At 60.5% G+C, this 4,468-nt stretch carries 4 protein-coding genes and 2 pseudogenes; 2 read left to right on the plus strand and 4 right to left on the minus strand.

Annotated elements, in window-relative coordinates; all coding sequences use genetic code 11:
- A pseudogene (locus DBR24_RS34140) lies at positions 1-202 on the plus strand (trimeric intracellular cation channel family protein); the annotation flags it as partial.
- A gap of 125 nt (positions 203-327) precedes the next feature.
- Here DBR24_RS34140 and DBR24_RS27795 read toward each other — a convergent pair.
- Positions 328-1,095: an SDR family oxidoreductase gene (locus tag DBR24_RS27795; RefSeq protein WP_085687598.1), complete on the minus strand. Its 768-nt coding sequence runs from the start codon at positions 1,093-1,095 to the stop codon at positions 328-330.
- Positions 1,096-1,117: 22 nt separating this feature from the next.
- Positions 1,118-2,185: a phosphotransferase family protein gene (locus DBR24_RS27800; protein ID WP_128616308.1), complete on the minus strand. Its 1,068-nt coding sequence runs from the start codon at positions 2,183-2,185 to the stop codon at positions 1,118-1,120.
- A 190-nt stretch (positions 2,186-2,375) separates the two neighbouring features.
- Between DBR24_RS27800 and DBR24_RS27805 the strand changes: the two genes are divergently transcribed.
- On the plus strand, positions 2,376-2,771 hold the full coding sequence (locus tag DBR24_RS27805) for a DUF4280 domain-containing protein (protein ID WP_008083980.1): 396 nt from the start codon (positions 2,376-2,378) through the stop codon (positions 2,769-2,771).
- 595 nt (positions 2,772-3,366) lie between these two features.
- Here DBR24_RS27805 and DBR24_RS27810 read toward each other — a convergent pair.
- Both DBR24_RS27810 and DBR24_RS34145 read right to left on the minus strand, forming a co-directional pair.
- Entirely contained in the window at positions 3,367-3,909 is a 543-nt protein-coding gene (locus tag DBR24_RS27810; RefSeq protein WP_128616309.1) for a toxin-antitoxin system YwqK family antitoxin, read from the minus strand.
- Positions 3,910-3,921: 12 nt separating this feature from the next.
- Positions 3,922-4,468: pseudogene (locus DBR24_RS34145) on the minus strand (type VI secretion system tip protein VgrG); the annotation flags it as partial.

Raw genomic sequence — 4,468 nt, forward strand, 5'->3', positions numbered from 1 at the left:
TGTGCTGGCGCGGATACCCGTGGTGTTGCAGGCGGATTTGTATGCCAGTTCGGCGTTTGTCGGTGCAGCGGTGTTGATCATGGGCCGCAGGCTGGGCGTTTCGCCTGTAGCGGCGGCGTTGCTGGCGGGAGCGGCGTGTCTGACGCTGCGGTTGCTCTCGGTGCATTTCGGCTGGCAGTTACCGAAAGTCCTCGATGCCTGATTCAAGCAGCGACCTGTGGGAGCGAGCTTGCTCGCGAATGCGGTGTGTCACCCAATCATTGTCGATTGACACTACGCCTTCGCGAGCAAGCTCGCTCCCACAGGGTTAATCATTTGCCGTTTAAATCAGGACAGAAACCCACCGTCCACGTTCAGCGAAACACCCGTGGTATAGCTCGACGCATCACTCGCCAGGTACAGCACCGCACCGGCCATTTCACTCGGATCAGCCACACGCTTGAGCGGAATTTGCGTCAGCGCCTGCTTGAGGATTGCATCGTTCTTCACCAGCGCCGAGGCAAATTTGGTGTCGGTCAGGCCCGGCAGCAGGGCGTTGCAGCGGATGCCGAATTGCGCGCATTCCTTGGCGAAGACCTTGGTCATGTTGATCACAGCAGCCTTGGTCACCGAGTAGATGCCCTGGAAGATCCCCGGCGAAATGCCGTTGATCGACGCGACGTTGATGATGCTGCCACCACCGTTTTCGCGCATCAGCTTGCCGGCTTCGACCGACATGAAGAAATAGCCGCGGATGTTTACATCGACGGTCTTCTGGAACGCACCCAGATCGGTATCGAGCACGTTGCAGAACTGCGGGTTGGTCGCAGCGTTGTTCACCAGAATATCCAGGCGGCCGAACTGTTCCTTGATCCCGGCGAACACCTGGCTGATCTGTTCCATTTCACCGATATGGCAGGCCACGGCGGTGGCTTTGCCGCCGGCGGCGATGATCGCATCGGCGACGTGCTGGCAGCCTTCGAGCTTGCGGCTCGAAACGATCACGTGGGCGCCTTGCTGGGCCAGCAGTTTGGCGATGGCTTCACCGATGCCACGGCTGGCGCCGGAAACAAAAGCGATCTTGCCGTCGAGGTCGAACAACTGAGTCTTGGACATAGGGGTTCCTTGGTGTGGGCCGTCAGAGGCTCGATTTCGCAATGACCTGCAGGCTCATCTGCTCCAGCAGTTTGTTCATGTGAATGAACTGCGCGAAGCGTTTGTCCTGGGTCTGGCCATGGTAGAAGCGGTAGTAGATCTGCTGCACGATGCCGGCCAGGCGGAACAGACCGTAGGTGTAGTAGAAGTCGAAATTGTCGATCTGGATGCCCGAGCGTTCGGCGTAGTAGTCGACGAACTCGCGGCGGGTGAGCATGCCTGGCGCGTGGCTCGGCTGACGACGCATCAGTTGCACCGGTGCCGGGTCGCCGGCTTCGATCCAGTAGGCGAGGGTGTTGCCCAGGTCCATCAGCGGATCGCCGAGGGTGGTCAGTTCCCAGTCGAGCACGCCGATGATCTGCATCGGGTTGTCCGGGTCGAGGATGACGTTGTCGAAACGGTAGTCGTTGTGGACGATGCTCGAGGTCGGGTGATCGGCCGGCATCTTGTCGTTGAGCCAGGCTTTGACGGCTTCCCAGTGCGGTGCGTCCGGGGTCAGGGCTTTTTCGTAGCGTTCGCTCCAGCCCTTGATCTGACGGGCGACGTAGCCTTCCGGTTTGCCCAGATCGCCGAGGCCACAGGCGGTGTAGTCGACGCGGTGCAGTTCGACGAAGCGGTCAATGAAGCTTTTGCACAGTACTTCGGTTTTCGCCGCATCGAGGCCCAGCTCCGGCGGCAGTTCCGAGCGCAGGATGATGCCCTTGACCCGTTCCATCACGTAGAACTCGGCGCCGATCACCGCTTCGTCGGTGCAGTGCACGTAGGCTTTCGGGCAGTACGGAAAACCGTCGCGCAATTGATTGAGGATACGAAATTCGCGGCCCATGTCGTGGGCGGATTTGGCCTTGTGGCCGAACGGCGGACGGCGCAGGACGAACTCCTGCTCCGGGTATTCCAGCAGGTAGGTCAGGTTCGACGCGCCGCCGGGAAACTGGCTGATCGCAGGTAAGCCGCTCAGGCCCGGAATATGCGCCTTGAGGTACGGATCAATCAGGCTGGCATCGAGTTCTTCGCCAGAGCGGATACGGGTGGACTGGTCAGTAAGCGCCATGCTTATCCCTTCTGCTTATTTTGGAGGCCAGACATCATTGGCTAATCTAATGGCGCGCTCGGGCGGTCACAAGCGCGGGTCGGTCTTATAGGTTAGCGTGTTGCCGGATAATCACCTTTGGGAATGTGCGCGAGGAGCCGCAGCAGACTAAGGTTTAGCGGGTATGCCGTGTCCACGAAGGAGTCGGGAAATGGGCTGTCCGCAAGTCTGTGCCACCGCCACATTGCAATGCAGCTTCGGCGCCGCGCCGTCGATGCTCAACGTGCTGCCGGTCAATCGCACGCTGACCGGCGGCATGCCGGCGGCGAACATCATGGATCACATCCCGCTGGTCAATATCCTGCCGTTCGGAGTGTGCATGAGCATGGCCAATCCGATGGTGGCGGCGGCAACCGCTGCGGCGCTTGGGGTGTTGACGCCGATGCCGTGCATTCCGGCGACGGCCACACCGTGGATCCCCGGTGGCGCGCCGACGTTGTTATTGGGCGGCATGCCGGCGATTGATGCCAACAGCACCTTGATGTGCAACTGGGCGGGGGTGATCAAGATCGCCATGCCGGGGCAGATGCAGATGCTCATCCCCTGAACCGCTAACCCTCACCCCAGCCCTCTCCCAGAGGGAGAGGGGGCCGACCAAGGTGTCTGGCGCGATACATCGACCTGAACGACCGAGCCGATGATGGATTCACTGCATACCTTTCACGTCGGCGTAACTCGCCAATCTGCGCCGATCAGATCCCTCTCCGTCTGGGAGAGGGTGAGTGAGCCGACCAAGATGTCTGTCGCGATACACCGACCTGAACGACCGAGTCGATGATGGATTCACTGCATACCTTTCACGCCGGCGTAACTCGCCAATCTCCCCCGATCAGTTCCCTCTCCCTCGGGGAGAGTGAGCCGACCAAGATGTCTGTCGCGATACATCGACCTGAACGACCGAGTCGATGATGGATTCACTGCATACCTTTCACGTCGGCGTAACTCGCCAATCTCCGCCGATCAGTTCCCTCCCTCGGGGAGAGTGAGCCGACCAAGGTGTCTGTCGCGATACATCGACCTGAACGACCGAGTCGATGATGGATTCACTGCATACCTTTCACGCCGGCATAACTCGCCAATCTCCCCCGATCAGTTCCCTCTCCCTCGGGGAGAGGGTTAGGGTGAGGGGCTTTTCAAGGTTCTCAGGCCTGCTGCGGATCCGCCCACTGCCGATACCACCACCGCACCCGCGAAATCGGCTTGCCATCCGCTCCCAGCGGCCGGCCATCCTCGGCAAAGCCTTGCTCCGGCTCTAGCAACTGCCCGTTCACATACCGCGCCTCGGCCGCCGGTTTGCCATTGGGATGAAAGCGCTGATAACGCCCCTCACGCACACCATCGCGATAAAACTCCGCCTCAGCCACTTGTCCGTCAGGAAAGTAATTGAACGCCTCGCCATGCAGCAACCCACGGCGGTAGGTCGCCTTGCGTTGCAACCAGCCCTCTGCGGAATAGAAACTCGCGACGCCTTGCACCTTGTCGCGCACAAATGGCATCTGCGCCGAGACCTTGCCATTGGGGTGATAGAGCAGGGAGGTCCCTTGCAGCACCCCGGCGCTGTAGTTGAGGTCTGCCTGCTTGCGCCCGTCATCCTTGATCTGCAGCGGCCCGTCGAGCTGGCCGTCCTGCAGACGCCCCTTGAGCTGCTTGTCATCCTGCTGCAGATCCAGCGGTGTGATCGCCATGAGTGCTCCCTGTCAGTTGACTTGCACCAGCCCGCCCTTGATGGTCAGCATGCCGCCACCATCGACAGTCTGCGAAGCCGCGCCCTTGTTGGTCAGGCTTATCCCGGCATCGTTGGTCAGTGTGGTACCGGCCTTGTTGTCCAGCGATGTACCGGCCTGATTGGTCAAGGCAGTTCCGGCCTTGTGGGTGATCGAGGTACTGGCCGACGTGGCCAGATCGGCGCCACTTTTGATGGTGAAGCTGCCGCCACTTTGCAGGGTCAGGGTGCCGCTGACCTTGATCGTCAGGTTGCCGTCGACGGTCAGGCTGTAATCGCCGGTGACTTTGTCGGTGTAGTTGCCGCCGGTGCTGTGATTCTGATCGGCACCGACTTTCACCGTGCGGCTGTCCTTGACGTCCAGGGTGTCGCTGCCGGTTTGAATCGTGACGCTGCGTTTGCCTTTCTCCAGGGTCACGGTCTCGTCGCCGTCCTTGACCGTGCGGGTGCGTGCATTCTGTACGGTGAGGGTTTCGTCGTGGCCGACGGTGGCGGTGGTGTCGTTGAGGACATTGATCTTC

It is taken from the genome of Pseudomonas sp. HMWF006, assembly GCF_003061205.1.
GTDB lineage: Bacteria > Pseudomonadota > Gammaproteobacteria > Pseudomonadales > Pseudomonadaceae > Aquipseudomonas > Aquipseudomonas monsensis.